Here is a 26,537-nt window from a genome sequence, read left to right on the forward strand (position 1 = left end):
GTCTAGACCAGTCTCTCACGACGCCCGGAATGCTCCGACCGACCTTCGGCCCGAATCTGCCGCCGCTCGACCTTCCCCAGCTTGCACTCATTTGTCCCGGGTTGCCTCATGCGCCGCGCGGGGGCTGCCCGGCCCCTCCCGGCCTTAAAGTGGCCCCATGACCATCGAGTCGGACCCCTCGTACCCGGCCCACTGGGAAGCCGATGTCGTCCTCCGCGACGGCGGCACCGCCCGGATCAGGCCCATCACCACCGAGGACGCGGGCCGCCTCGTCAGCTTCTACGAGCAGGTCTCCGACGAGTCGAAGTACTACCGGTTCTTCGCCCCCTATCCCCGGCTCTCCGACCGCGACGTGCGCCGCTTCACGCACCACGACTACGTGGACCGGGTGGGCCTCGCCGCGACCATCGGCGGGGAGTTCATCGGCACCGTCCGCTACGACCGCATCGGCCCCGACGGCCGGCCCGCCTCGGAACCCGCCGACGAGGCCGAGGTCGCCTTCCTCGTCCAGGACGCCCACCAGGGCCGCGGGGTCGCCTCCGCCCTCCTCGAACACATCGGAGCGGTGGCCCGGGAGCGCGGCATCCGCCGGTTCGCCGCCGAGGTGCTGCCCGCCAACACCAAGATGATCAAGGTCTTCACGGACGTCGGCTACCAGCAGAAGCGCAGCTTCGAGGACGGCTCCGTCCACCTCACCCTCGACCTCGAACCCACCGCCGAGTCCCTCGCCGTGCAGCGGGCCCGCGAACAGCGCGCCGAGGCCCACTCGGTGCAGCGGCTGCTGGCCCCCGGCTCGGTCGCCGTCATCGGAGTCAGCCGCTCCGGCGCCGGCGTGGGGGCGGCAGCGCTCCGCAACCTCCGGGACAGCGGCTTCCACGGCCACCTCTACGCGGTCAACGAGGCCGTCACGCGCGATCTGCTCGACGGCGTACGGGCCTACCGCACGATCGGGGCCATCGACGCCCCCGTCGACCTCGCGGTGGTCGCCGTTCCGGCCGAGCGGGTCCCCGACGCGGTGGCCGCCTGCGGCGAGCACGGGGTGCAGGGGCTCGTCGTCCTGTCCGCCGGATACGGGGAGAGCGGCCCGGCCGGACTGGCCCGCCAGCGCGAACTGGTGCGCCAGGTGCGCTCGTACGGGATGCGGCTGATCGGACCGAACGCCTACGGGGTGATCAACACCGCGCCGGAGGTGGAGCTCAACGCCTCGCTGACGCCCGCGCCGATGCCGATGCGGGGCCGGATCGGCCTGTTCACACAGTCCGGGGCGATCGGCATCGCCCTGCTCTCCGCGCTGCTGCGGCGCGGCGAGGGCCTGTCCTCCTTCGTCTCCGCGGGGAACCGGGCCGACGTCTCCGGCAACGACATCCTCCAGTACTGGTACGACGACGAGGCCACCGACGTCGCCCTGATGTACCTCGAAACCCTGGGCAACCCGCGGAAGTTCACCCGCCTCGCCCGCCGGACGGCCGCGGTCAAGCCGGTGGTCGTCGCGAAGGGCGGCCGCCACACCCCGGCCGGGCACGTCGTCCCCGACACCAGGCTGCCGGAGGCCACCGTCTCCGCCCTGCTGCGGCAGGCCGGCGTCATCCGGGTCGACACGGTCACGGAGCTGGTGGACGTCGGCCTCCTGCTGGCCGCGCAGCCGCTGCCCGCCGGGCCCCGGATCGCGATCCTCGGCAACTCCGAGTCCCTCGGAGTCCTCACCTACGACGCCTGCCTGGCCCAGGGCCTGCGGCCGCTGCCGCCGCAGGACCTGACGACGGCGGCCGCGCCGACGGACTTCCGGGCCGCCCTGGCCGCCGCGCTCGCCTCCGAGGACTGCGACGCCGTCGTGGTCACGGCCATTCCCTGGGTGAGCGAACACGCACTGGCCGACGACCTGGCCGACGCGCTGCGGGAAGCGGTGGCCGAGGTCCCGGGCAAGCCCGTGGCCGTGGTGCACGTGGAGCTCGGCGAGCTCGTCGAAGCCCTCTCCGCCACGCGGGGCCCTTCCCCCACCCCGGCCCCGTACGCGCCCTACCCGCCCGCGCCCTCGAACGCCGGTCGGGACGAAACGGGCGCAGCGGCGGAACAGCCCCCCGCAGGGGACCGGATCCCCAGCTACCCCGCCGCCGAGCGGGCCGTACGGGCCCTCGCCGAAGCCGTCCGGTACGGGCAGTGGCGCCGCGGCCTCGCCGAGGGCGGGTACGTCCCCGAGTTCGAGGACGTGGACGAGGCCGGGGCGGCCGCCCAGCTGGCCGGGCTGCTGGCCGGGGTCGACGACGCAGCCGTGCTGACCCTGGCGGAGTGGGACGCCCGCGAGCTGCTCGCCCGGTACGGGATCGGCGTCCGGTCCGCCCTGCCCGCGCCCAGCCCCGACGCGGCGGTCCGGGCCGCCGGGGTCCTGGGGTACCCGGTGGCGCTGAAGACCACCGCCCCGCACCTGCGCCACCGCGCAGACCTGGGCGGCGTACGGCTCGACCTCGCGAACGAGACCGAGCTGAGGCGCTCCTACGAGGAGCTCACCGACGCGCTGGGCAAGCCGGCCGAGCTCCAGCCCGTGGTCCAGGCCATGGTGCCGCGCGGGGTCGACACCGTCGTCAGCTCCGTCATCGACCCGGCCGCGGGCGCCGTCCTCTCCTTCGGGCTCGCCGGCGTCGCCTCCGAACTGCTCGGCGACACCGCCCACCGGCTGGTTCCGGCCACCGACCGGGACGCCGCCGGACTGATCCGTTCCATCCGGGCCGCGCCGCTCCTCTTCGGCTGGCGCGGCAGCGACCCCGTGGACACCCCCGCCCTGGAGGAGCTGCTCCTGCGGCTGTCGCGCCTGGTGGACGACCACCCCGAGGTGATCGGGGTCTCCCTGGAGCCCGTCGTGGTCGCCGCCGAGGGCCTCTCCGTGCTCAGCGCCACCGTCCGCGTCGCGCACCCGCCCGCCCGCGGCGACCTCGGCCCGCGGACCCTCCCCAGTTACTGAGCGAGTACGACGCGGCCTGGGGGCCCCGTACGGGCCTTAGGATGGACCTCATGGCGAAATCCGGTACGACGACCCAGGGGCTGCGCACGGCGATCGAGCGCAGCGGCTACTACCCGGCCCTCGTGGCCGAGGCCGTGGAGGCCGCGGTGGGCGGCGAGCCGATTTCGTCGTACCTGGTCCACCAGGAGACGACCTTCGACTCCAACGAGGTGCGCCGCCACGTCACCGTGCTGGTCCTGACCGGCAACCGCTTCATCGTCAGCCACACCGACGAGCAGGCCGCCGACGCCGGGTCCCCGTCCCCGTACGCGACCACCTCCACCGAGTCGGTCAAGCTGTCCAGCATCTCCTCCGTGGTGCTGAGCCGTGTCGTCGCCAATCCGGAGTCCTACACCCCGGGCACCCTGCCCCGCGAGGTCGTCCTGACCATCGGCTGGGGCGCGGTCTCGCGGATCGACCTGGAGCCGGCCGCCTGCGGCGACCCGAACTGCGACTCCGACCACGGCTACACCGGCAACTCCACCGCCGACGACCTCAGCCTGCGGGTCAGCGAGGCCGGTGACGGCCCCGAGGCGGTGCGCCAGACCCTGGTCTTCGCGCAGGCGCTCTCCGAAGCCACAGCAGCGACGTCCACGTCCACCCCCGCCCGCTGATGGCGTACTCCGCGGCGCAGGAGTGGCCCGAGCCTGAGCTGCTGGACCTGGCCGGTGCCCCCGTCCCGGAGTACGGCACCGGGTCGCTCGCCGACCTTCTGCCCACGCTCGCGGCCGGCCAGGGCGTCCCCGGTTTCACCGCCGGCATCGCCGAGCTGGCCCCGGCCGACCGGAACTGCGTGTTCCTGGTCGACGGCATGGGCTGGGAGCAGATCAAGGCCCACCCGGACGAGGCCCCGTACCTCACCTCCCTGCTCGGCAGCTCGCGCGGCGGCACCGGCCGCCCCATCACCGCGGGCTTCCCGGCGACCACCGCCACCTCGCTGGCCTCCGTGGGCACCGGGCTGCCGCCCGCCCGGCACGGCCTGCCCGGCTACGCCGTGCGGAACCCGGCCACCGGCGAGCTGATGAACCAGCTCCGCTGGCAGCCGTGGACCTCGCCGAAGCCGTGGCAGCCGTACCCGACCGTCTTCCAGCAGGCCGACAAGGCCGGCGTCGCGACCGCCCAGGTGTCCTCGCCCGCCTTCCAGACCACCCCGCTCACCAAGGTCGCGCTGAGCGGCGGCACCTTCCACGGCCGGATGACCGGCGAGGAGCGGATGGACCTCGCGGCGATCCAGCTCGCGGCCGGTGACCGCTCGCTCGTGTACACGTACTTCAGCGAGCTCGACGGGGCCGGCCACCGCCACGGCGTGGACTCCGACGCCTGGCGCGGCCAGCTGATGCTGGTCGACCGGCTCGTGCAGCGGCTCGCCGAGCAGCTGCCGCCGCGCACCGCGCTGTACGTGACCGCGGACCACGGCATGGTCGACGTCCCCTTCGACGAGGACTCCCGGATCGACTTCGACGAGGACTGGGAGCTGAGCGCCGGCGTGGCCCTGCTGGGCGGCGAGGGCCGGGCCCGGCACGTGTACGCGGTGCCGGGCGCGCAGAACGACGTACTGACCGTGTGGCGCGAGGTCCTCGGCGACCGGTTCTGGGTCGCGAGCCGCGAAGAGGCCCTGGACCTGGGCTGGTTCGGCGCGCCGGGGGAGTGCGACGAGCGCGTGCTCGGACGCATCGGCGACGTGGTCGCCGCCGCCCAGGCCGATGTCGCGATCACCGCTTCGCGCAACGAGCCGAACGAGTCCGCGCTCGTCGGCATGCACGGCTCCATGACCGCGGCGGAGCAGCTGGTCCCGCTGCTCGAGATCCGCTCCTGACCCTCCCTCCGTCCCGCACTCCGACCCACGACCCGAAAGGTCCCGTACTTCCCATGCCCGAGCTGGTGTTCTTCTCCGGAACGATGGACTGCGGAAAGAGCACGCTGGCGCTCCAGATCGCGCACAACCGCGACGCGCGGGGACTCCAGGGCGTGATCTTCACCCGTGACGACCGGGCGGGCGAGGGCAAGCTGTCCTCCCGCCTCGGCCTGGTGACGGAGGCCATCGAGGCTCCGGAGGGCATGGACCTCTACGCGTATCTGGTCGCCCAGCTCTCGAAGGGCGGAAAGGCCGACTACGTGATCGTGGACGAGGCCCAGTTCCTGGCCCCGGAGCAGATCGACCAGCTGGCCCGCATCGTCGACGACCTGGACATGGACGTCTTCGCCTTCGGCATCACCACGGACTTCCGCACGAAGCTCTTCCCGGGCTCGCAGCGCCTGATCGAGCTGGCGGACCGGCTGGAGCAGCTCCAGGTCGAGGCCCTGTGCTGGTGCGGAGCCCGCGCCACCCACAACGCCCGCACGATAGACGGCGAGATGGTGGTCGAGGGCGCCCAGGTGGTGGTCGGTGACGTGAACCGCCCGGCGGAGGAGATCGGCTACGAGGTCCTGTGCCGCCGCCACCACCGCCGCCGCATGACCTCGGCCGCGGCCCACGCGGGCGCCCTCTCCCCGGACGTCCTCCCGGTCAACCACGCCTGACCCACCGGTCGCAGCGGCGCGCCCGGCACCGAACCGAACGGCGGCTGAGGATGACGGACGAACCGAGCGGGAGTGCGCCGGCCCCGCGGTCGGCGAAGGCCGGGCTGGAGGTCGTGATGCACGGCGTGGCCGAGGGGCTGCCTTCGTACGCGCGGGCCTTCAAGGCCGTCGTCAACGTCGAGGTGGCCCCGCGGGCCATCGTGGCGCGCACGGCTCCGGGGGCGCTGCAGGAGGCCGACCGGCTCTGGCTGGAACACGCGCGGACCGCTGCCGTCATCGATGACGAGGGCTCGTTCCTGGTCCCGGGGGCCGATCGCGACTGGGTCCGGGTGCGCCGCACCGCGCACACCGCGCTCTCCGCCGCCCTCGAACCCGGGGCCGGCTCCGTGGTCATCGCGATGTCCCCGGACGGCCGGCGGCTGTGCGCCCTCACCGAGGAGGACGACGACTACTGGATCGTCGTCCACCATTTCGAGGACCGTCCCGTGTGACCCGGCGGTCCGCCGCGGATCTGCGCCAGGTCCTCCCTCGTGCTCCCGCGGTCACTTCTGGCACAGGGCGGTGTCGAGGAGGGCGTCCGCGTGGGCGAGGGACTCGGCAGGGGCCATGTTGGCGGTGACGACGACGGTGGCGGCGCGGCCGTCGTCGGTGGCGCCGGGGACCGAGTGGTAGCCGGGGGTGTCGCCGCCGTGGCCCCACATCAGGCCGCCGCAGCTCAGCGGGGTGCTGGAGACGCCGAGCCCGTACCGGGTGCCGGGCCGCCAGCCCGGGCTCTCGGCCTTGACGGTGGTACGCATCTCCGCGAGCTGTGCGGGAGCCAGGAGCCGGCCGCCGATCAGCGCGGAGAAGAAGCGGTTCAGGTCGCCGGGAGTGGAGATCAACTGCCCGGCGGACCAGCCCCAGGAGGGGTCGATCTCGGTGATGTCCTCCAGGGCCGCTCCGGGTCCCGCCGCGTGGTAGCCCCGCGGGTGGGCCCCGCGGATGCCCTGCTCGCCCACGCCCGGGAAGTAGGTGTGGCGCAGCCCGGCGCGGTCGATGACCCGCTCGGTGATCTGCTCGGCCAGCGGCCGGCCGGTGACCTTCTCGATGAGCAGACCGGCGACGACGTAGTTGGTGTTGCTGTACGCCCAGCCGGTTCCGGGGGCGAACTGCGCCTCGTGGGCCAGCCCGATGTCGAGCAGCTCGCGCGGCTGGCGGTAGGTGTGGCGTCCCTCGCCGAGCACGGACTCCAGGATGTGATCGGTGTAGTTGGGCAGTCCGCTGGTGTGCTGGAGCAGCTGGCGGACCGTGATGGCGCGGCCGTCGATGCCCTTGCCCCGCAGCAGGTTCGGCAGGTACTGCTCCACGGGGGCGTCGAGCACCACCCTGCCCTCGCCGACCAGTTGCAGCACGACCGTGGCGGTGAAGGTCTTGGTGTTGCTGCCCGCCCGCACCTGGCCGTCGACCGGGACCTTCGCCCGGGTCTTCACGTCCGCCACGCCTGCGGTGTAGTTGCGGGCGCGCCCGGCACGGTCGACGGTGGCGGCCAGCGCCGCGGGAAACCCGTCGTCGGCCACCAGCCGCTCCAGCCCCGTGCGCACGGCGTCCCGCGGACCGTGGGGCTCCGCCGCGGCCGGGGGCAGGGCGGCGGCCACCGTCAGGGCGGCGGCCGCCACGGCCACCGCCGCGACGACCGCCCGCCGCCGCCCGGACGGCGACCAGGCGGGCACGGACCGGGCTCGGCGGGGACGAAGGTCGGTCATGGGAGGTGCTCCTCGTGTCGGAGAGATCGGGGGACGGAGGAACGCACGGCATCGTGCACCGCAGGTGCGGTGCACCGCGTGTCCCTCCGCATGCCCCGACACTAGGAAGCGGGCCCGGTCCGCAGCGTCGCCCGCAGGCACGAGGACCCTGGTACTCCCCGCACCCCCGACCGGTACCCAGGTCCCGCTGGAGGCGGCCTAGGGCCGTGAGTGGACGAGGGTGAAGACCGCGCCCTCCGGGTCCGCGACCGTGGCCTGGCGGCCTCGCAGGCCCTCGCGGGGCGGGTCGACGACGCGTCCGCCGAGTTCGGCGACCCGGGCCGTGGCCGCGTCGGTGTCCGCCACCTCGAAGTACGCCATCCAGTGCGGGCCGCGGTCGTGGGGCAGCGAGCGGCCCACGCCGTGCACCGCGGCCACGGGCCGGCCCTCCAGGTTGAGGGTCAGGTAGTCGAAGTCGTCGGAGGCCGTGCCGTGCGCCAGTGCCTCGTGGCCGAAGACGTGCTCGTAGAACTTGCCGACCGTCGAGGTGTCCTGGGTGACCAGCTCGTTCCAGACGGGGGTGCCGGGCCCGCCGGGCAGCCGGGTGCCCATGCGGCTCTGCGCCTGCCACAGCCCGAAGATCGCGCCGAGCGGGTCGGAGCAGATCGCCACCCGCCCCGCGATGCCCGCGTCCAGCGGGCCCACCGCGACCGTGCCGCCGCACGACCGCACCGATTCGGCGGTCGCGTCGGCGTCGTCGGTGGCGAGGTACGTCGTCCAGGCCACCGGAAGATGCCGGTCCGGTGGCATCTCGCCGATCCCGGCCACCTCCTGGCCGTCCAGCACGGCGCGCACGTACGGGCCGAGCTGCTCGGGTCCCGGTACGTACTCCCAGCCGAACAGATCGGCGTAGAAGTCCTCGGTGGTCCCGAGTCCGTGCACCATGAGGCTCACCCAGCACGGGGTACCGGGCGTGCGCCGCGTCGCTTCCGCTGCCTCGGTCATGTCAGCCGTCTCCTCCGTCGTACCGCTTACCGGTGCTGATGCTTCCACTCCGGAGGACCCGGCGCGCCCCGACCGCGCCGCATCGCGGGGTCCTGGCGCGGAGTTGACCGGATCGGTGTGCCCCGCCGATGACGGGCTTGTTACGCCGGTTCCGGGTGGGGAGGAAGATGGCCGGCATGACTGCGAAACATGCGATCCTCTCCGCGGCCGAACTGAGGAACGAGCTGGCGGGCTCCCGGCCACCGGTGCTGCTGGACGTCCGCTGGCAGCTCGGCGGCCCCGACCAGCGGCCCGCCTACGAGGAAGGACACCTGGCCGGGGCGGTGTACGTCGATCTCGACCGGGAACTGGCAGGTCCGCCCGGGGCGGGCGGCCGCCACCCGCTGCCGGACCCGGAGGCCTTCGGGGCGGTGATGCGCCGGGCCGGCGTGTCGGCGGACGTGCCCGTCGTTGTGTACGACGGCGGCCAGGGCTGGGCGGCCGCCCGGGCGTGGTGGCTGCTGCGCTGGACGGGTCACCCGAACGTGCGGGTGCTGGACGGCGGACTGGCCGCGTGGACGGCGGCAGGAGGCGCGGTGACGGCCGACCGGGTGAATCCCGAGGAGGGCGATTTCAAGCCAACTCCGGGTGCGGTCGGGCTGCTGGACGCGGACGCGGCGGCCGTACGGGCGCGCGAAGGGGTACTCCTCGACGCCCGGGCGGGGGAGCGGTACCGCGGAGAGGTCGAGCCGATCGACCCGGTCGCCGGCCACATCCCGGGCGCGGTGTCGGCACCGACCACGGAGAACGTGGGGCCGGACGGGCGTTTCCTGGCCGCGCACGCACTGCGCGCCCGGTTCGAGGGGCTCGGCGCGTCCGAGGGCGGCCCGGTGGGCGTGTACTGCGGCTCGGGGGTCTCCGGAGCCCATGAGGTCCTCGCCCTGGAGGTGGCGGGCATCGCGTCCGACCTCTACGCGGGCAGCTGGTCGGAGTGGTCCTCGGACCCGGCCCGGCCGGTGGCCACGGGACCGGACCCCCAGTAGGGCCGGGCGTACCGCCGCCGGGTCGTACCCGGCGGCGGTGCTACTCCTGCTTCTTGCGGCGGGTGCCGAAGACGATCTCGTCCCAGCTCGGCACCGCAGCGCGCCGCCCGGGGCGGACCCCGTCGGCCTCGGCCTGGCGGTCGGTGGTGCCCGTCAGGCGGTCGCGGTGGCCCGCCACCGTGCGGGGCATCAGGACGTCGGCGTACGCGGAGCCCGCGCCCGCCGAGGCGGCCGGTGCCGGCGGCTCCTCGACCTCCGGTTCCGTCGCCGGGGTGTCGGTGCGGTCGGGGACCACCATGTCGCCGCGGAAGCTCGGGACCGCCTCCAGCAGGCTGGTCAGGGTGTCCCGCTCCTCCTCCGGGTCCGGCGCGGGCGCCGGCCTGCTGTCGGGACGTTCCAGCTGCCGGTCCAGGGCGCGGTCCAGCGGCCGGTCGCGCGGCAGCCGCGCGATCCTCGGCACGAAGGGGAAGCTCGGCTCGGGCGTCGCCGGCAGGTCCTCCGACTCGCCGATGAGCGAACGGGCCTCGTCGTCCACGGCGACGACCAGCCGGCGCGGCGGGTCGTAGGTCCAGCTCGCCGAGTGCGGCTCGCCCGCGACCCGGTAGACGAGGAGGACCTCCCAGGTGCCGTCGTCGCGGCGCCAGGAGTCCCACTGCACGGATTCCTTCTCGGCCCCGCGCAGGGTCAGCCGCTCCTGCACGGCCTCGCCGAGCTGCGGCCCGGTGTTCTCGCCGGGACGGCGCACGGGGGTCTTGCGGGCCCGCTCGGCCATGAACGCGCGCTCGGCGAGCACGGGGCCCTCGAAGCGGCGTACGCGGTCGACGGGGATGCCGGCGAGTTGAGCGACCTCCTCCGCGGAGGCACCGGCCCGTATGCGGGCCTGGATGTCGCGGGGGCGGAGGTGGCTCTCCACCTCGATCTCGATCTGGTTCAGGCGTGCACGGTCGTTGCGGACGGCAGCCCGCAGCCGCTCGTCGATCGGAAGCGTGTACTCCGTGCTGTCCCCAGCCTTGAGCACCAGTCGTGTGCCGTCATTTGAGACGGCCACGACACGCAGTTCGGGCATGGGGACCTCCCGGGTGGTGCCTGCCGACGTCACGTGCGTCGCTGCTTCCGCTAGTCGAGTGTGGCCTGCCCGGGTGCAGCCTGCCACAACCTTGCCGAGTTAAACCGGCGTGTCGGGCATGCGCCCTTGATCGCCGTTATGGCACGGTTACCTGTTGGGCACGCACAGTGACCGAACGGTTACTGTGCGCAGCAGGAGCCCGTGCAATACCGCGGCATCACCGGTCTTGAGTGCCGTTTTCCATCAGCCGGCCCCCTCTCCCGAGTCCGGACATCCGAAAGGAAGGACGGCCCCAGGGCTCGCCACAGTACTCCATTCGGGCCACCTGGGTGGACCGCCGCGCCGCCGAACTTATCCCGGACGGCGGGAGTTGGGCTGCCCTCCGTCGGGTCCCACCTGCACCCGACGTCCGATTTCAGGTGTCTTGCTTCACAGAATCACCAGAAACGGAACTATCCGCTTCGCTCAGCTGTCGGTAACTGCTGGAAGAGGAGAAGCGTGAGAGGCGGGACACACACGGGATGCCGACGGGTCAGAAGACGACGAAGGACGCCGGGAACGCACCGGAGAAGAAGCTCGACCTGAGCGCGGCTCAGGTCGCCGGCTCCTCCCTCGCCACCGTGGCGGCGGCCCTGCTCGCCTCGAAGATGGGCGTCTACGGGACGATCCTCGGGGCCGGTGTGGTCAGCGTCGTCGCCACCGCCGGGGGACCCGTCATCCAGCATTTCTTCCGGCGCACCGGCGACCAGCTGCGCGAGAGCGCCCGGACCGGGGCCCGCCGGGTGCCGCCGCCCCGCGAGGAGCGGGAGCGGGCCGGCGCCATGACGGCACCGCACGCGCCCGCGCCCGCCGCGGAGTTCGGCGGGCAGTTCGGCGAAGCCACCGTGCACGGCACCCGGGTACGGGGCTGGAAGCGCACCGCCGTGGCCTCCGGAGCGGCCTTCGCCCTCGCCATCGGCGGCCTCGGCACCTACGAGGCGATGGCCGGCACCTCCGTCAGCAGCGACGGCGGCACGCTCTTCTCCGGCGGCACCCGCACGGCGGACCGGGAGCAGCCGTCCACGCCCCGGGACGAGCCGGCGGGCGGCGGGAAGGGCGGGAGGACGCCCGGGTCCGGGACCTCCCCGAGCTCCCCACGGCCGTCCGGCGGTCCGAGCCCGGGCACGAGCCGGGCTCCGAGCCCCGACCCGAGCCCCTCCGGCTCCGGGGAACCGGCGCCCGGCCCCTCCCCGTCCGGGCAGTCGCCGACTCCGACACCCGCTCCGCCGACCCCTCCGCCGACCCCTGACGCGTCGACACCGGCGGCGCGGCAGAGCACTCCCTGACCCCGCGTGACGCCGGCCGGGCCTCAGGCGCCCAGGACCCGCCGCAGGTAGTCGTTGCCGAAGACCCGGTCCGGGTCGAGCTGGTCCCGCAGCGCGGTGAACTCGCCGAACCTCGGATAGACCTGCGCGAAGTACTCCGCGTCCCGCGTGTGCACCTTGCCCCAGTGCGGCCGGCCGCCGTGCGCGGTGAAGATGCGCTCGGCCGCGGTGAAGTAGGCCTGGTAGGGCGTGCCCTTGTACATGTGCACCGCGATGTACGCCGTCTCGCGCCCCGAGGCCGTCGACAGCGCGATGTCGTCCGCCGGAGCCGTCCGCACCTCCACCGGGAAGCTGATCCGCAGCCGCGAGCGGTCGACCATCGCGCGCAGCTCCCGCAGCGCCTCGACCACCTGCTCGCGCGGGAGGGCGTACTCCATCTCCACGAACCGCACCCGGCGCGGGCTGGTGAACACCTTGTACGGGATGTCCGTGTACGTACGTGCCGACAGGGCGCGGCTGGCCACGCGGGCGATGGAGGGGATGGTGGCGGGGGCCGCACGGCCCACCGAGTTCACCACCTGGAAGAGGCCGTTGGAGAGCAGCTCGTCCTCGACCCAGGCGCTCACCGGCCCGGGCGGGGCGGCGGGGCCCTGGCTGCGGTTGTTCCGCTTGGTGTTGCAGTTGCCGGTGTGCGGGAACCAGTAGAACTCGAAGTGCTCGTTCTCCGCGAAGTGCTCCTCGAACTCCGCCGTCACCCGGTCGAAGCCCATGGGCTCCTCACGGGCGGTCAGGAAGAAGAGCGGCTCCACGGCGAAGGTGATCGCGGTGACGATGCCGAGCGCGCCGATGCCGATCCGGGCGGCCGCGAAGACCTCGGGATTCTCCTTCTCCGAGCACGTCAGCAGGCGGCCGTCGGCGGTGACCAGTTCCAGGCCGCGGATCTGGGCGGCGATGGAGGCCGAGTCGCGGCCGGTGCCGTGGGTGCCCGTGCTGGTCGCGCCGGAGACCGTCTGCTCCATGATGTCGCCCATGTTGGTCAGCGACAGGCCCTCCCGGGCCAGGGCCCGGTTCAGGTCCTTGAGGACCGTGCCGGCCTCCACGGTGACGGTGCCGGCGGCCCGGTCGACGGCCCGGATCCCGGCCAGGGCCTGGGGGCGTACGAGCACCCCGTCGGTCGCGGCGGCCGCGGTGAAGGAGTGGCCGGTGCCGACCGCCTTCACCCGCAGCCCCTCTTCGGCGGCCCGGCGGACCGTCTCCTGGAGCTCGCCGACCGAGGCCGGCGTCACCACGCGGACGGGCGTGGCGGTGACGTTCCCCGCCCAGTTATGCCACGTGGTGGTCGGCCTGCTGTTCCCTGCTGTCCCCGCTGTCGCCGTCGCCATCGCTAGAGGGCTCCTCCCCTTGCGCCGGCCTCGTCAGCCGGCGGTATCCCGCGAACGCCACCGCCGCCGCGGCGACCCCCGCCGAGATGGAGACGACGTACCCGGTCCGCGCGCCGGCCGCGTCCACGACCCAGCCGGTCACGGAGGACCCGAGCGCGATGCCGACCGCGAGGCCGGTGCTGATCCAGGTCATGCCCTCGGTCAGCTTCGCGTGTGGTACGTGCGCCTCGATCAGGGCCATCGTGGTGATCATCGTGGGAGCGATGGCGAGGCCCGAGACGAAGAGCGCCACGGCCAGAAACGGAAGGTTCCCGGCCAGTAGGAGGGGGATCATACTCACGGCCATCGCACATACGCCCAGTACCCAACGGCGTTCTGTCCGGCCCTTCAGGTGCAGAAGGCCGAACACGATGCCGGCCAGACAGGACCCGAGTGCCCAGACGGCCAGGATGAAGCTCGCCGAGGACTTGCTGCCCTGCTCCTCCGCGAAGGCCAGCGTGGCCACGTCGATGGAGCCGAAGATCGCGCCGGTCGCCACGAACGTGGCCGTCAGCACCTGCAGGCCCGGCGAGCGCAGGGCCGAGGTGCGTTCCACGCTCTTGTCGCGCGGGTGCGGTGCGGGCTCGGTGGAGCCCTGGGCGGTGAGCAGCCACACGCCGACCATCAGGCAGACGGCCGCGATCAGCGGCCCGGCCTCCGGGAACCAGGTGGTGGACAGTCCGATGGCGAGGATCGGGCCGAAGATGAAGCAGACCTCGTCCACCACCGACTCGAAGGAGTACGCGGTGTGCAGCTCGCGCGGGGAGTCCCGGTAGATGACGGTCCAGCGGGCACGGATCATCGAGCCGACGCTGGGCACGCAGCCCGCGATCGCGGCGCAGACGAAGAGCGTCCAGTCCGGCAGGCCGTTCGCGGCCGCCAGCAGAAGTCCGGTGACCGCCGCCACGGAGACGAGGGTCGCGGGGCGCAGGACGCGGCGCTGGCCGTACTGGTCCACGAGCCGGGAGACCTGGGGTCCGATGACCGCGGCGGCGAGCGCCAGCGTGCCGGTGAGCGCGCTGGCCATGGCGTAGCGGCCGGTGATCTCGGAGATCATCGTGAGGATGCCCACGCCGACCATGGAGATCGGCAGCCGGCCTATGAGGCCGGCGGCGCTGAACCCCTTGGTGCCGGGGGCCGCGAATATGGCTCGATAGGGACTGGGCAAGGGCCCTCCGTAAGGGACGTCGTGGGCCCATACAGGTTACGTCCGCTTACGGGGCGCCCGCACGGGGAAGGTTCCTGATCCAGAAACTTAGGTTCACCTTACCCATGCTGCGGGGCAGGTCATGGCCGGGCCGCTTCTCTCCGCAGGACGCCGGGTGGCAGGATTCGACGCATGTCAGACCAGCTCCTCCCGCCCGCCGGCGGGTCCGCCGCCCCGTACGACGCCCTCCTGCTGCTCTCCTTCGGCGGTCCCGAAGGACCCGACGACGTCGTGCCGTTCCTGGAGAACGTCACGCGAGGGCGCGGCATCCCGCGCGAGCGGCTCAAGGAGGTCGGACAGCACTACTTCGGCTTCGGCGGGGTCAGCCCGATCAACGGGCAGAACCGCGAGCTGCTGGACGCGCTGCGCAAGGACTTCGCCGGGCACGGGCTGGACCTGCCGGTCTACTGGGGCAACCGGAACTGGGCCCCGTACCTGACCGACGTGATGCGGGAGATGGCCGCCGACGGGCGCCGCCGGATCGCGGTGCTCGCGACCAGCGCGTACGCCTCGTACTCGGGCTGCCGGCAGTACCGGGAGAACCTCGCCGACGCGCTCGCCACCCTGGCCGAGGAGGGCGTGGAGCTGCCGCGGGTCGACAAGCTGCGGCACTACTTCAACCACCCCGGCTTCGTGGAGCCCATGATCGACGGGGTGGTGGCCTCGCTCGCCGCCCTGCCCGAGGAGGTGCGCGCCGGCGCGCACCTCGCCTTCACCACCCACTCCATCCCGACCGCGGCGGCGGACACCTCCGGCCCGGTCGAGGACCACACCGAGGGCGGCGAGGGCGGCGCGTACGTCAAGCAGCACCTCGACGTCGCCCGGGTGATCGCGGACGAGGTGGCGGCGCGGACCGGCGTCGCCCGCTCCTGGCAGCTCGTCTACCAGTCCCGCAGCGGCGCCCCGCACATCCCGTGGCTGGAGCCGGACATCTGCGACCACCTCGAGGCCCTGCACTCCGAGGGCGCACCCGCCGTGGTCATGGTGCCCATCGGCTTCGTCTCCGACCACATGGAAGTCCTCTACGACCTGGACACCGAGGCCACGGCCAAGGCGGCCGAACTGGGCCTGCCCGTGGCGCGCTCCGCGACCGTCGGCGCCGATCCGCGGTTCGCCGCGGCCGTACGGGAGCTGGTGCTGGAGCGCGCCGCCCGGGAGCGCGGGGAGCGGGCCGCGGAGTGCTGGGTGGGCACGCTGGGGCAGAGTCATGACCTGTGTGCCGTGGGCTGCTGCCCGGCGCGGGGCCCCCGGCCGGCGGCCGCGGGCGTGGACAGTCCGTACGCGTAGGAAGAGGGACCGTGATCTCCGAAGAGCTGAAGGCCGAACTGCTGGACGTGGGCCTGGAGGCCGCCCGGCAGGCCGGGGCTCTGCTGCGCGACGGCCGGCCGGCCGATCTGGCGGTGGCGGCGACGAAGACCAGCCCGATCGACGTGGTGACCGAGATGGACATCGCCGCGGAGAAGCTGATCACCGGCATCCTCGCCGAACGGCGGCCCGAGGACGGGCTGCTGGGCGAGGAGGGCGCGGACACCCCGGGGACGAGCGGGGTGCGCTGGGTCGTCGACCCGCTGGACGGCACCGTGAACTACCTCTACGGGCTCCCGAGCTGGGGCGTGTCCATCGCCGCCGAGTACGGGGGCGAGACCGTGGTGGGCGTCGTGGCGGCGCCGATGCGCGGGGAGACCTACCACGCGGTGCTCGGCGGCGGGGCCTGGCTGGGCACGGCGCGCCTCGCGTGCCGGCCGGCGGCGCCGCTGGACCAGGCGCTGCTCGCGACGGGCTTCGCGTACGTCCAGACCCGGCGCGCCCACCAGGCCGGGATCGCGGCCCGGATCATCCCGCTGGTGCGGGACATCCGGCGGGGCGGGTCGGCGGCGCTGGACCTGTGCGACGTGGCCGCAGGGCGGCTGGACGGGTACTACGAGCGGGGGCTGAACCCCTGGGACCTGGCCGCCGGCGACCTGATCGCGCGGGAGGCGGGGGCCGTGACGGGCGGCCGGCCGGGGGAGCGGGCCTCGGGGGAGCTGGCCCTGGCCGCCACACCCGCCGTGTTCGCCTCCCTGCAGCCGCTGCTGGACGAGTCCGGGGCCTGGCACGACTGACCCCTCCCGCACCGCCCCGCGCCCGCTCCGGCCGCCGCAAGCACGCGAACCCCGGCTGCCCGTGGGGGCGGCCGGGGTTCGCGACGTACGGGATCAGCCGGGGGTCGTGACGTGCGGGATCAGCAGGTCGGCTGGGGTCGGGTCGGGTCGGGAGGCCGGGGTCAGCAGGCGGGCACGGTGGCCGAGACGGGGACACCGTGCTCGGCGGCGAGCCGCTGGAGGTCTTCCAGCTCCGCCTGTTCCACTTCCGCGAGGAAGTCGTCGCCCGTCTCGCGGGCGTGCATGAGGTCCGACTGCGTGGACCTGATGCGCTGCAGGAGACCCGCGGTGAATGCGTCCATGATGGGTTCGCCCCCTCTTCGTGGGTCGGCGGCGGCACGTGGAAGTCCGCCGTCAGGGAGTGGATGGGGTGTGCTGTCGTCCTCCCCGGCACCCTGGGCCCAGAAACCTCTCCAGGCGAGGGAATCCTCACTTCCGCCCCGAGAGCCCCTCCATGAGCCGCCTTACAGCCGGTTTACGGCCGAAACGTGCAGGATGGTCGACGCAATACACGTGTGCCCTTCTGGGCTCGGAGGAAGGAAACGACGTGCGCGTACTCGTCGTCGAGGACGAGCAGCTGCTCGCCGATGCGGTGGCCACCGGCCTGCGCCGGGAGGCCATGGCCGTGGACGTCGTGTACGACGGCGCCGCCGCCCTGGAGCGGGTCGGCGTGAACGACTACGACGTGGTCGTGCTCGACCGGGACCTCCCGCTCGTGCACGGCGACGACGTGTGCCGGAAGATCGTCGAGCTCGGCATGCCCACCCGCGTGCTCATGCTGACCGCCTCCGGTGACGTCAGCGACCGGGTGGAGGGCCTGGAGCTCGGCGCGGACGACTACCTGCCCAAGCCCTTCGCCTTCACCGAGCTGACCGCCCGCGTGCGGGCGCTCGGTCGGCGCACCACCGTCGCCCTGCCGCCCGTACTGGAGCGGGCCGGGATCAAGCTGGACCCGAACCGGCGCGAGGTGTTCCGCGAGGGCAAGGAGGTGCAGCTGGCCCCGAAGGAGTTCGCGGTGCTGGAGGTCCTCATGCGCAGCGAGGGGACCGTCGTCTCCGCCGAGCAGCTGCTGGAGAAGGCCTGGGACGAGAACACCGACCCGTTCACCAACGTCGTACGGGTGACCGTCATGACCCTGCGGCGCAAGCTGGGTGAGCCGCCGGTCATCGTCACCGTGCCCGGTTCCGGATACCGGATCTGACCCGCGTGGCAACCACTCCGGCGCCACCGGCGGCGCCACCGAAACCGACCTGGGACCCCGGCCAGCCCGAGGGTCCCTTCCCATGGCTGCGGCCGACCATCCGGATACGCCTCACGCTGCTCTACGGCGGGATGTTCCTGATCGCGGGCATCCTGCTGCTGTCGATCATCTACCTGCTGGCGGCGCAGGCCCTGCGGCAGGGCAACGCCCTCCCGTTCACGATCGTCGGCGGCCAGGTGAGGGTCACCAGCAGTTCGTGCCCGGGCCTGGTGGGCGAACTGACGCCCGACCAGTTCAACGTCGCGACGAGCCAGTGCCTCCTCGAACAGCGCAGGCACGCCCTGGACGACCTGCTGAGCCGCTCGCTGATGGCCCTGCTGGGTCTGAGCATCATCGCCTTCGCCTTCGGCTACGCGATGGCCGGCCGGGTGCTCTCGCCGCTCGGCAAGATCACCCGGACGGCCCGCCGGGTGGTCGGCTCCGACCTGACCCGGCGGATCGAGCTGGACGGGCCGGACGACGAACTCAAGGAGCTCGCCGACACCTTCGACGAGATGCTCGACCGGCTGGAGCGGGCCTTCACGGCCCAGCAGCGGTTCGTGGCGAACGCCTCGCACGAGCTGCGGACCCCGCTCGCGATCAACCGGACCCTGCTGGAGGTCCACCTCTCCGATCCGGGGGCTCCGGTCGAGCTCCAGCAGCTCGGGAAGACCCTGCTCGCCACCAACGAGCGCAGCGAGCAGCTGGTCGAGGGCCTGCTGCTGCTGGCCCGCAGTGAGAACCAGATCGTCGAGCGCAAGCCCGTGGACCTGGCGGAGGTCGCCTCGCGCGCCGTCGACCAGGTGCGGGGCGAGGCCGAGGCGAAGGGCGTGGAGATCCGTGGCGAGCGCGCGCCCGCCGTCGTCCAGGGCAACGGCGTGCTGCTGGAGCGGATCGCCCTCAACCTGGTGCAGAACGCCGTCCGGTACAACGTGCCGGAGGACGGCTGGGTGGAGGTCACCACCGAGGCCCAGCACGGTCAGGCGGTCCTTCTGGTATCGAACACGGGTCCCGTTGTTCCCGCGTACGAGGTGGACAACCTCTTCGAGCCGTTCAGGCGGCTGCGTACGGAGCGAACGGGCAGTGACAAGGGTGTCGGACTCGGTCTGTCGATCGCGCGCTCCGTGGCGCGCGCACACGGCGGAAGGATCCAGGCGATGCCCCGGGAAGGCGGTGGCCTCGTGATGCGTGTCACTCTTCCTTTGTGAGCAGTGCACCCCGTGTTCGCTGTTGGCTGAATGCTTGCCCTCTGAAAGCAATTGCTCCTGTGTGATCGATCACAGTGGCGAGTGTCGGCGCATGTGCGTTCAGTGACTCCGGGGCGGCCGGAAAGCCCGGGAAGTCCGGGTTTCCGGCCCCCCGTATGGCGGGAAATACACGGGGTGGCGTTTGTGCAAGACGGCCCCCGGACCGTGTACGGTCCCGGTCGTCATCCCAGCCAATCGCCCCTTCAGGTGGGCGGCTGGGTGTCGATTGAGTAACAGACCTTGATGTGAGGCAAAATCTCCGCCTCAGGTCGGGCACAAGTCCGGCCTCTCGTGCGTTACGTGCGCTGAGACACCGCTAACACCCAGAGGGGGAGAGCGAACAATGGCAACGGACTACGACACCCCGCGCAAGACCGACGACGACGTCGACAACGACAGCATTGAAGAGCTGAAGGCCCGACGTAACGACAAGTCGTCCTCGGCCTCGGACATGGACGAATTCGACTCTGCCGAGAGCCTGGAGCTTCCCGGTGCGGACCTCTCCAATGAGGAGCTGGCCGTCCGGGTCCTGCCCAAGCAGGCCGATGAGTTCACCTGCATGAGCTGCTTCCTGGTGCACCACCGCAGCCAGCTGGCGCGCGAGAAGAACGGTCAGCCGATCTGTCGCGACTGCGACTGAGAGGCGTCGGCCGTGGCTGGCTCGACACCCTTTCGGAAGCGGCGCTTCCGAAAGTCTGGTGATCCGGCGGAGGCGCAGGTGGCACCCCTGGACCCGGAAACGGGTTCCGGAGCCCCCGGCGACTCCGCCAGTGAAGCGATCGCCGTGCCCTCCGACACCGCCCCGGCGGTGCCGTCGGCCACAGAGCCCGGTGAGGGGGCCCGGCACAGGTCCGGGGCCCGTCGGCTGCAAGCCGTCAAGAAGGGTGTACGCAAGGGCGGCGAAAGTGTCAGGGACGCCGTCCTGTACATCACCGAAAGAGTCATCGAGAACGCACCGCGCGTTCCGGTTCGGGACCTCGCGACCCTGCGCGCGCAGTTCCCGGGCCTCGGCCCCGATCAGCTTGCCGACAAGCTGATCTCGGGCGCCGCCAATGCCACCTCCACCGTTGGAGCGGGGATCGGCGCGGCGGCCATGCTGCCCGTCCCGCCCGCGATGCCCGCGGAGCTGGCGGCGGAGATCACGGGGGTCGCGGCGATCGAGCTGAAGCTCGTCGCCGAGCTCCACGAGGTGTACGGGCTCCGCGCGCCCGGCAGCCTCGCGCAGCGCAGCTACGCCTACCTGACCGCCTGGACGGAGGAGCGCGGAGTCGACCTGACCAAGCCGACGACGCTGAATGCCGCGCTCGGCGGGCAGATGAAGCGCGAACTGCGCCAGCAGATCATGAAGCGGATGTTCCGCAGCCTGCCGAACCTCATGCCGTTCATGGTGGGCGCCGCCGTCGGCGCGGTCATGAACCGCCGCGACACGCTCAAAGTCGCCGAGAAGGTTCGTGGCGACCTGCGGCGCAGGGCCGTGGCGTGGGATGCCCTTCCGGCCCTGCCGCCCCTGGAGCAGCCCGTACAGCCCCTTCCCGAGGCCACCAGGGCCGCACTCGAGGGCCGGGATCCGTTCACGCCCGGCTGAGACCGGCCGCTGAGACCTGCCGTTGGCACCGGCCGCTGACGCCGGCTGCCGAGTCCGGCCGCCGGGAGCAGCCGCTATTCGGCCGGCACCGCCTGCGCCTTCGCCGCACGGATCGCCGCGACCAGGGCCGCGGGCTCGCGGGTGGAGACGTAGACGTACGGGGTCGGGTCGGCCGGGTCGGTGACCTCGACGCGGACCGCCGTCGGCACGTAGCTGCGCATCAGCATGAAGGCGCGGGTGTCCGCCTTGTACGTGCGCCAGGCGCGCGACTCCTCCGCGTCCAGGATCTCGGGCTCGCCCAGCGCGGTCACCGGGATCCGGGCGTCCCCGGCCACCAGCGTCCCGCTCACCACGCGCACGCGCGCGGAACCGTACGAGCTCACCAGCAGCCCGCTCAGTGCGGTGCCCCCGACCAGGCCGGCCAGCAGCGGCATCGTGCCCAGCGGCAGCAGCATCAGCGCACAGGCGAGGCCGGTCAGCACGGCGACGCCCCACCAGAAGCGGGGGGCGGTCAGTCGTTCGTCGTGGTGCGCGGGGGAGAGCTGCATGAGCTCAAGCCTGCCACGAGGCGACCGGTGGGTAGCCGCGCGGGTAAGGTCTGCGGCTGTGAGTGGACGAAACACAGCGTTGACGCCTCCGGCCGATGCCACCGCGCCGGTCCGGCACCCCGATGCCCCGGCACCCGGCGAGCTCCTCGGTGCGCACTACGAGCACTGTTTCGGCTGCGGCGGGGGACAGTCGCACGGACTCCACCTGGAGGCCCGTGCGGGCGAGGGCGTGCGCATCACCGCCGAGTTCACCGTCAAGCCCGCACACCAGGGCGCTCCCGGCCTCGCCCACGGCGGGGTGCTCGCCACCGCGCTCGACGAGACCCTGGGCTCCCTGAACTGGCTGCTGCGCGTCATCGCGGTGACGGGGCGGCTGGAGACCGACTTCGTACGGCCCGTGCCCGTGGACACCGTGCTGTACCTGGAGGCCGAGGTCACCGCCGTTGCCGGGCGCAAGATCTACTGCACCGCCGTCGGCCGGATAGGCGGTCCGCAGGGCCCGGTCGCCGTGCGTGCCGACGCCCTCTTCATCGAGGTGAAGGTCGACCACTTCATCGACAACGGACGGCCCGAGGAGATCCGGGCGGCGATGGCCGACCCGGACCAGGTCAGGCGCGCACGCGCCTTCGAGGTGAACCCCTGATGTCCCTGAACCACAACGGACCCCGCCATGCGGTCGACGTGCTGATCCGCCGCGTCGATCCGGAGGTCCCCATTCCCGCGTACGGTCACCCCGGTGACGCCGGCTGCGACCTGGTGACGACCCAGGCCGCGGAGCTGGCTCCCGGCGAGCGGACCGTACTGCCCACCGGAGTGTCCATCGCCCTGCCCGACGGGTACGCGGCGTTCGTGCACCCCAGGTCCGGCCTGGCCGCACGCTGCGGGCTCGCCCTCGTGAATGCCCCGGGGACGGTGGATGCCGGGTACCGTGGAGAGATCAAGGTGATCGTGGTCAATCTCGACCCTCGCGAGAGCGTCCGGTTCGAGCGTTTCGACCGCATTGCCCAGCTGGTTGTCCAGCGGGTCGAGAAGGTGCGCTTCCACGAGGTGGCGGAACTTCCCGGCTCGGCCCGGGCCGAGGGGGGTTTCGGCTCCACCGGCGGTCATGCGGCCGTGGCCGGATCCGGGGCTGGTCAGCAGGGTGGGAATGGCTACGCTTCGGTCGTAACCGACCGGGAAGGACAGTGACGTGTTCGGACGTCGCAAGAAGAACGACTCCGCCAAGGACGGCGGCGCGGCCGAGCAGGTCGTAGACGGCGTCGGATCCGGTGAGCCGGACGATGCGGGCGAGCAGGACGGCGCTGCCACGCCGCGCCGGGTGAACCTGCCCCCCGCCCCGCGGCCCGACGGCCCGTGGGACGTCTCCGAGGTACTCGGGAACCCGGCCGACGGCCGGGTCGACCTGGGCGGCATCCTCGTACCCGGTGTCGAGGGCATGGAACTGCGCGTCGAGGTCGCGGGTGACGCGATCGTGGCCGCGACCGTGGTCCTGGGCGACAGCGCCGTGCAGCTGCAGGCCTTCGCCGCGCCCAAGAAGGAAGGCATCTGGGGCGAGGTCCGCGAGGAGATCGCCGCGGGCATCACCCAGCAGGGCGGCATCATCGACGAGGCCCAGGGTTCGCTGGGCTGGGAGCTGCGCGCACAAGTGCCCGTACCGCTCCCGGACGGACAGACCGGCGCCCAGCTGGTCCGCTTCGTCGGCGTCGACGGTCCGCGCTGGTTCCTGCGCGGCGTCATCTCCGGCCAGGGCGCGGTGCGCCCCGAGTCGTCGGGCGTGCTGGAGCAGATCTTCCGGGACACCGTCGTCGTCCGCGGCGACGGCCCGATGGCCCCCCGCGACCCGATCGTCCTGAAGCTGCCGAACGACGCCCAGATGGTGCCGGACGGCGTGCAGACGGAGGAGCAGGAAGGCTCCCGCTTCGGCGGCGGCATGGGCCAGCTCGAGCGCGGCCCGGAGATCACCGAGGTCCGCTGACCCCGGACGGCCCCGTGCGCACAGGGGGCCGTCGCATGTTTTCGGCCGGTGGGCCCCGCTCCTTCGGGACGGGGCCCACCGGCTTTCGCACGCCCGGCCCCGTCCGGGTCCCGCCCCGCCCCGGCCCCCTTCGTCCCGTCCCGCTCCGCCCGTCGCGCAGGGGATCCGAGCGGAGCGTCAGGGATCCGTCAGGGATCACCGCCCGGGCGGTGATCGGTGCGTGGCGGGCACGGACGTCCCCGAGAATGGGCGCATGGGACGCGGCAAGCTCAGGATCTATCTCGGCGCGGCACCCGGTGTGGGCAAGACCTACGCGATGCTCTCCGAAGGCCACCGCAGGGTGGAGCGGGGCGCAGACCTCGTCGTCGGCTTCGTCGAGCACCACGGGCGGCCGCGCACGGAGGTCATGCTGCACGGTCTCGAACGGGTGGAGCGCAAGGCCCTCACCCACCGCGGAGCCTCCTTCACCGAGATGGACGTGGACGCCCTCCTCGCCCGCGGACCCGCCATCGCGCTCGTGGACGAGCTCGCGCACACCAACGTGCCCGGCTCCCGCAACGCCAAGCGCTGGCAGGACGTCGAGGAGCTGCTGCGGGCCGGGATCGACGTCGTGTCCACCGTGAACATCCAGCACCTGGAGTCCCTGGGGGACGTGGTCGAGTCGATCACCGGGGTGCGGCAGCGGGAGACCGTGCCCGACGAGGTGGTCCGCCGGGCCGACCAGATCGAGCTGGTCGACATGTCCCCGCAGGCGCTGCGCCGGCGGATGGCGCACGGGAACATATACGAGCCCGAAAAGGTCGACGCGGCCCTGTCCAACTACTTCCGGCCCGGCAACCTCACGGCCCTGCGCGAGCTCGCGCTGCTGTGGGTGGCCGACCGGGCGGACGAGTACCTCCAGGAGTACCGGGGCGAGCACGGCATCCGCTCGACCTGGCAGGCGCGGGAGCGGATCGTCGTCGGGCTGACCGGCGGGCCGGAGGGGCGCACGCTGATCCGGCGCGCCTCTCGCATGGCGGCCAAGGGCTCGGGCAGCGAGATCCTGGCCGTCTACATCGCCCGCAGCGACGGGCTGACCGCGGCCTCGCCGAAGGAGCTCGCGGTCCAGCGGACCCTGGTCGAGGACCTGGGCGGAACGTTTCACCATGTGATCGGCGACAACATCCCGGACGCGCTGCTGGAATTCGCGCGCGGGGTCAACGCCACCCAGATCGTGCTCGGCTCCAGCCGCCGCCGCTCGTGGCAGTACGTCTTCGGCCCCGGCGTCGGCGCGAGCGTGGCCCGCGACTCGGGGCCCGACCTGGACGTCCACATCGTCACGCACGAGGAGGCCGCCAAGGGGCGCGGTCTGCCCGTGGTCCGCTCGGCGGCCCGGCTCGGGCGGCCCCGGATCCTCGCCGGCTGGGTGGTGGGCGTGGTCTTCCCGCCGCTGCTCTGCCTGCTGCTGACGCACGTCGCGTGGGACCCCGGGCTCGCCAACGACATGCTGCTCTTCCTGGCGCTGACGGTCGCGGCGGCGCTGCTCGGCGGCCTCTGGCCGGCCCTCGCCTCCGCCGCCGTCGGCTCGCTGCTGCTGAACTACTACTTCGCCCCGCCGCTGCACCGGTTCGCCATCTCCGACGCCCGGAACATCGTCGCCATCGCCGTCTTCGTCGGGGTGGCCGTCTCCGTGGCGTCCGTGGTGGACCTCGCCGCGCGCCGCACCCACCAGGCGGCCCGGCTGCGCGCCGAGTCGGAGATCCTCTCCTTCCTCGCCGGCAGCGTGCTGCGCGGGGAGACCACGCTGGACGCGCTGCTGGAGCGGGTGCGCGAGACCTTCGCCATGGAGTCCGTGGCCCTCCTGGAGCGGGCGAACGACGTGGAGCCCTGGAAGCCGGCCGGCAGCGTCGGCCCGAGCCCCGCCGACCGGCCCGAGGACGCCGATGTGGACATGCCGATCGGCGACCACATGGCGCTGGCCCTGTCCGGGCGGGTCCTGCCCGCCGAGGACCGCCGGGTGCTGGGCGCCTTCGCGGCCCAGGCGGCCGTGGTCCTGGACCGCCAGCGGCTGGTCGGAGAGGCCGAGGAGGCCCGCCGGCTGGCCGAGGGCAACCGGATCCGGACCGCGCTGCTGGCCGCCGTGAGCCATGACCTCCGTACGCCGCTGGCCTCCATCAAGGCGTCCGTGAGCTCCTTGCGCTCCGACGACGTGGACTGGTCCGAGGAGGACCGGGCCGAGCTCCTGGAAGGCATCGAGGACGGCGCCGACCGCCTCGACCACCTGGTGGGCAACCTGCTCGACATGTCCCGGCTGCAGACCGGCACCGTCACCCCGCTCATCCGGGAGATCTACCTCGACGAGGTGGTCCCGATGGCACTGGGCGGCGTACCGGAGGACAGCGTGCGGCTGGACGTGCCCGAGACGCTGCCGATGGTGGCGGTGGACCCGGGGCTGCTGGAGCGGTCCGTGGCCAACATCGTGGAGAACGCCGTCAAGTACAGCCCGCCGGGGAGACCGGTGCTGGTGGCGGCCAGCTGTCTCGGCGACCGCGTCGAGGTACGGGTCGTCGACCGCGGGCCGGGGGTGCCCGAGGAGGCCAGGGACCGGATCTTCGCCCCCTTCCAGCGGTACGGTGACGCCCCACGGGGGTCCGGCGTGGGCCTCGGGCTCGCGGTCGCCCGGGGGTTCGCCGAGGCCATGGACGGCACCCTGGCGGCCGAGGACACCCCCGGCGGCGGGCTGACCATGGTGCTCACCCTGCGCGCGGTGCCCCCCGGCCCGCCGCCCGAAGGGCCGCCCGAACCGATGGAACACACGGAACGTGATCACAGCAGTGATCGGATGACGCGACAGAAGGCAGGACCCCAATGACCCGGGTGCTCGTGGTGGAAGACGAGCCGCAGATCGTCCGCGCCCTCGTGATCAACCTGAAGGCACGCAAGTACGAGGTCGACGCCGCCGCCGACGGTGCCAGCGCACTGGAGCTCGCGGCGGCCCGTCACCCCGACGTCGTCGTCCTCGACCTCGGGCTGCCCGACATGGACGGCGTCGAAGTGATCAAGGGGCTGCGCGGCTGGACCCGGGTGCCGATCCTGGTCCTCTCCGCCCGGCACAGTTCCGACGAGAAGGTCGAGGCGCTGGACGCGGGGGCCGACGACTACGTCACCAAGCCCTTCGGCATGGACGAGCTGCTGGCTCGGCTGCGCGCCGCCGTCCGCCGCGCCGAGCCCCCGGCCGGTTCCGGCGAGGACGAGGTGATCGTGGAGACCGAGGGCTTCACGGTGGACCTGGCCGCGAAGAAGGCCGTGCGCGAGGGGCGCGACGTACGGCTGACGCCGACCGAGTGGCACCTGCTGGAGGTCCTGGTCCGCAACCGCGGCAAGCTGGTCAGCCAGAAGCAACTGCTCCAGGAGGTCTGGGGGCCCTCGTACGGCACCGAGACCAACTACCTGCGGGTCTACATGGCCCAACTGCGGCGCAAGCTGGAGGCGGACCCCTCGCACCCGCGGCACTTCATCACCGAACCGGGCATGGGATACCGCTTCGAGAGGTAGTCGGCA

At 72.8% G+C, this 26,537-nt stretch carries 25 protein-coding genes; 18 read left to right on the plus strand and 7 right to left on the minus strand.

All coding sequences use genetic code 11. The features are described from left to right. The first annotated feature begins 157 nt into the window (after positions 1-157). Genes OG472_RS31955 through OG472_RS31975 form a run of 5 tightly spaced genes read left to right on the plus strand, consistent with a single transcriptional unit; the run spans position 158 to position 6,006 of the window. Positions 158-2,956 carry a GNAT family N-acetyltransferase gene (locus OG472_RS31955; protein ID WP_405942313.1) on the plus strand — a complete coding sequence of 933 codons (2,799 nt, stop codon included), beginning with the start codon at positions 158-160 and terminating at the stop codon, positions 2,954-2,956. Positions 2,957-3,006: 50 nt separating this feature from the next. After that, positions 3,007-3,609: a DUF5998 family protein gene (locus tag OG472_RS31960; RefSeq protein WP_030385644.1), complete on the plus strand. Its 603-nt coding sequence runs from the start codon at positions 3,007-3,009 to the stop codon at positions 3,607-3,609. Then, complete coding sequence (locus tag OG472_RS31965; protein ID WP_401611280.1) at positions 3,609-4,811, plus strand: alkaline phosphatase family protein; 1,203 nt, start codon at positions 3,609-3,611, stop codon at positions 4,809-4,811. The genes OG472_RS31960 and OG472_RS31965 overlap by 1 nt, the downstream gene beginning before the upstream one ends. A gap of 53 nt (positions 4,812-4,864) precedes the next feature. After that, positions 4,865-5,515, plus strand: a complete 651-nt coding sequence (locus OG472_RS31970) for a thymidine kinase (protein WP_383568742.1) — start codon at positions 4,865-4,867, stop codon at positions 5,513-5,515. 50 nt (positions 5,516-5,565) lie between these two features. Then, a complete protein-coding gene (locus tag OG472_RS31975) occupies positions 5,566-6,006 on the plus strand; it encodes a hypothetical protein (protein ID WP_405942314.1) in 441 nt (146 codons plus the stop codon). Between the two features lie 51 nt (positions 6,007-6,057). Here the strand turns inward: OG472_RS31975 and OG472_RS31980 are convergent, their stop codons facing one another. Both OG472_RS31980 and OG472_RS31985 read right to left on the minus strand, forming a co-directional pair. Next, entirely contained in the window at positions 6,058-7,257 is a 1,200-nt protein-coding gene (locus tag OG472_RS31980; RefSeq protein WP_405942315.1) for a serine hydrolase domain-containing protein, read from the minus strand. A gap of 198 nt (positions 7,258-7,455) precedes the next feature. After that, positions 7,456-8,241, minus strand: a complete 786-nt coding sequence (locus OG472_RS31985; RefSeq protein WP_383568734.1) for a VOC family protein — start codon at positions 8,239-8,241, stop codon at positions 7,456-7,458. Positions 8,242-8,417: 176 nt separating this feature from the next. On the opposite strand from OG472_RS31985, the gene OG472_RS31990 reads away from it, so the two are divergent. Then, positions 8,418-9,263 (plus strand): sulfurtransferase, encoded by an 846-nt coding sequence (locus tag OG472_RS31990; RefSeq protein WP_401611285.1) that lies wholly within the window; start codon positions 8,418-8,420, stop codon positions 9,261-9,263. A gap of 40 nt (positions 9,264-9,303) precedes the next feature. Here OG472_RS31990 and sepH read toward each other — a convergent pair whose 3' ends face one another. Next, positions 9,304-10,362 (minus strand): septation protein SepH, encoded by a 1,059-nt coding sequence (gene sepH, locus OG472_RS31995; RefSeq protein ID WP_383568729.1) that lies wholly within the window; start codon positions 10,360-10,362, stop codon positions 9,304-9,306. Between the two features lie 488 nt (positions 10,363-10,850). On the opposite strand from sepH, the gene OG472_RS32000 reads away from it, so the two are divergent. Then, positions 10,851-11,654 (plus strand): hypothetical protein, encoded by an 804-nt coding sequence (locus OG472_RS32000; protein ID WP_405832310.1) that lies wholly within the window; start codon positions 10,851-10,853, stop codon positions 11,652-11,654. Between the two features lie 23 nt (positions 11,655-11,677). On the opposite strand, the gene OG472_RS32005 is transcribed toward OG472_RS32000, so the two are convergent. Further along, the gene (locus OG472_RS32005) at positions 11,678-13,015 is read right to left on the minus strand and encodes a D-arabinono-1,4-lactone oxidase (protein WP_405942316.1); all 1,338 of its coding nucleotides are present in this window, start codon (positions 13,013-13,015) and stop codon (positions 11,678-11,680) included. Beyond that, entirely contained in the window at positions 12,957-14,222 is a 1,266-nt protein-coding gene (locus OG472_RS32010; protein WP_401611289.1) for an MFS transporter, read from the minus strand. Before OG472_RS32010 ends, OG472_RS32005 begins: the two co-directional genes overlap by 59 nt. A gap of 171 nt (positions 14,223-14,393) precedes the next feature. Between OG472_RS32010 and OG472_RS32015 the strand changes: the two genes are divergently transcribed. Together OG472_RS32015 and OG472_RS32020 are read left to right on the plus strand one after the other, a co-directional pair. Beyond that, on the plus strand, positions 14,394-15,548 hold the full coding sequence (locus OG472_RS32015) for a ferrochelatase (protein WP_401611290.1): 1,155 nt from the start codon (positions 14,394-14,396) through the stop codon (positions 15,546-15,548). Between the two features lie 11 nt (positions 15,549-15,559). Beyond that, on the plus strand, positions 15,560-16,363 hold the full coding sequence (locus tag OG472_RS32020) for an inositol monophosphatase family protein (protein ID WP_405832313.1): 804 nt from the start codon (positions 15,560-15,562) through the stop codon (positions 16,361-16,363). Positions 16,364-16,524: 161 nt separating this feature from the next. On the opposite strand, the gene OG472_RS32025 is transcribed toward OG472_RS32020, so the two are convergent. After that, positions 16,525-16,704, minus strand: coding sequence for a hypothetical protein (locus OG472_RS32025; protein WP_319728675.1), 180 nt, complete (start codon positions 16,702-16,704; stop codon positions 16,525-16,527). 245 nt (positions 16,705-16,949) lie between these two features. Between OG472_RS32025 and OG472_RS32030 the strand changes: the two genes are divergently transcribed. From OG472_RS32030 to OG472_RS32045, 4 genes are all read left to right on the plus strand, one after another. Further along, positions 16,950-17,603, plus strand: coding sequence for a response regulator transcription factor (locus OG472_RS32030; RefSeq protein WP_030008767.1), 654 nt, complete (start codon positions 16,950-16,952; stop codon positions 17,601-17,603). A 5-nt stretch (positions 17,604-17,608) separates the two neighbouring features. Next, complete coding sequence (locus tag OG472_RS32035; protein ID WP_401611293.1) at positions 17,609-18,850, plus strand: sensor histidine kinase; 1,242 nt, start codon at positions 17,609-17,611, stop codon at positions 18,848-18,850. 382 nt (positions 18,851-19,232) lie between these two features. Continuing rightward, positions 19,233-19,529 carry a DUF4193 domain-containing protein gene (locus OG472_RS32040; protein ID WP_267723728.1) on the plus strand — a complete coding sequence of 99 codons (297 nt, stop codon included), beginning with the start codon at positions 19,233-19,235 and terminating at the stop codon, positions 19,527-19,529. 12 nt (positions 19,530-19,541) lie between these two features. After that, positions 19,542-20,474, plus strand: a complete 933-nt coding sequence (locus OG472_RS32045) for a hypothetical protein (RefSeq protein WP_401611295.1) — start codon at positions 19,542-19,544, stop codon at positions 20,472-20,474. A 74-nt stretch (positions 20,475-20,548) separates the two neighbouring features. Here the strand turns inward: OG472_RS32045 and OG472_RS32050 are convergent, their stop codons facing one another. Then, positions 20,549-21,022, minus strand: a complete 474-nt coding sequence (locus OG472_RS32050) for a DUF3093 domain-containing protein (protein ID WP_401611297.1) — start codon at positions 21,020-21,022, stop codon at positions 20,549-20,551. A 58-nt stretch (positions 21,023-21,080) separates the two neighbouring features. Here OG472_RS32050 and OG472_RS32055 point away from each other — a divergent pair, with 58 nt between their 5' ends. The 5 genes from OG472_RS32055 to OG472_RS32075 all read left to right on the plus strand — a co-directional run bounded on the left by OG472_RS32055 (position 21,081) and on the right by OG472_RS32075 (position 26,531). Then, positions 21,081-21,665 carry a PaaI family thioesterase gene (locus OG472_RS32055; RefSeq protein ID WP_361770644.1) on the plus strand — a complete coding sequence of 195 codons (585 nt, stop codon included), beginning with the start codon at positions 21,081-21,083 and terminating at the stop codon, positions 21,663-21,665. After that, positions 21,665-22,210 carry a dUTP diphosphatase gene (gene dut, locus OG472_RS32060; RefSeq protein ID WP_383568702.1) on the plus strand — a complete coding sequence of 182 codons (546 nt, stop codon included), beginning with the start codon at positions 21,665-21,667 and terminating at the stop codon, positions 22,208-22,210. The genes OG472_RS32055 and dut overlap by 1 nt, the downstream gene beginning before the upstream one ends. A gap of 1 nt (position 22,211) precedes the next feature. After that, the gene (locus OG472_RS32065) at positions 22,212-22,997 is read left to right on the plus strand and encodes a DUF3710 domain-containing protein (protein ID WP_327416857.1); all 786 of its coding nucleotides are present in this window, start codon (positions 22,212-22,214) and stop codon (positions 22,995-22,997) included. A 253-nt stretch (positions 22,998-23,250) separates the two neighbouring features. After that, positions 23,251-25,848, plus strand: a complete 2,598-nt coding sequence (locus OG472_RS32070) for an ATP-binding protein (RefSeq protein ID WP_405832315.1) — start codon at positions 23,251-23,253, stop codon at positions 25,846-25,848. Next, entirely contained in the window at positions 25,845-26,531 is a 687-nt protein-coding gene (locus tag OG472_RS32075) for a response regulator (protein ID WP_383568693.1), read from the plus strand. The genes OG472_RS32070 and OG472_RS32075 overlap by 4 nt, the downstream gene beginning before the upstream one ends. The last annotated feature ends 6 nt before the right edge of the window (positions 26,532-26,537 follow it).

The organism is Streptomyces sp. NBC_00207, from assembly GCF_045160965.1.
In the GTDB taxonomy this organism is placed as follows: Bacteria; Actinomycetota; Actinomycetes; order Streptomycetales; family Streptomycetaceae; genus Streptomyces.